We start from the raw sequence: 997 nt of genomic DNA on the forward strand, positions 1-997 counted from the left end.
GTTAATAAATGATTATGTAAATCTAAAATAGGCTTTTCATCTTCTATTATTACTATTCGCCACACTACATTCTCTCCTTTAATGGAATCGTTACATTAATAGTTGTTCCTTTACTTTCAATAGAATAAATTTCTACAGTTCCATTAGAAAACTTTCGAACACGACGTAAAACATTAGAAAATCCAATTCCTTGGTTCTGAAGAGTTCCGTTTAACAAATTGTGTATGGTTGTTTCTGACATCCCAATACCGTTATCTATTACTTGTATAAATAAAATCTCTTTTATTTGTTTTATATTAATTTGTACATGACCGTTTTCTTCTTTCTCAAATAGACCGTGGCGTATTGCATTTTCCACAAGTGGTTGTACGAGTAAATTAGGTATATATATTTCATCTAAAGATTCAATAGTGTCAACTTCATATGAAAAAGAAAGACGTTCGCCAAATCGTGCCTTTTCTATTTCTACATATGCTCGAATGATGGAAATTTCTTTTTGTAATGTAGAGTAATTTGTTTCGTTTCCGGATTCAAATATATAGCGTAAGTAGGAGCTTAGCATCGTTAGGAGATGTGCAGCATGTTCGCTATCTGTATAACAAAATGAAATAATATTACTCATTGCATTATATAAGAAGTGCGGTTTAATTTGTGCCTGTAGAAAGGCCATTTCATTTTCAAATGCTTGCAGTATCGCTTCTTTTGTTTGGAAAATAGTATGTAATCTAGCTAATAGTACTTGCTTTGTATAAGGTTTGACTAAGTAATCATTTATTCCACTTGCAAATAAATGATCTACATGCGTTGGATAATCTTTTGAACTTAACATTAGAATAGGTAATTCTAGTACTGATGTTTTTTTGCGTATATGTTTAGCAAGTTCGACTCCTCCAATCTCAGGAAGAGTTTCATCTATGATAAGAAGCGCGAAATCTTTCATGCTCTCTAATAAGAAAATAGCATCTTGAGCCGAATGCACAATGGTAATATTGTATGT

The 997-nt window shown here is 31.7% G+C and carries 1 protein-coding gene; it reads right to left on the reverse strand.

The window, feature by feature from the left end:
* Positions 1-64 precede the first annotated feature (64 nt).
* Positions 65-997 (reverse strand): histidine kinase (locus tag KVT27_RS23300; RefSeq protein WP_217582039.1); only part of this gene is annotated, 933 nt, incomplete at its 5' end.

The sequence above is a fragment of the Lysinibacillus sp. GbtcB16 genome (assembly GCF_019091145.1).
Classification (GTDB): domain Bacteria; phylum Bacillota; class Bacilli; order Bacillales_A; family Planococcaceae; genus Lysinibacillus; species Lysinibacillus fusiformis.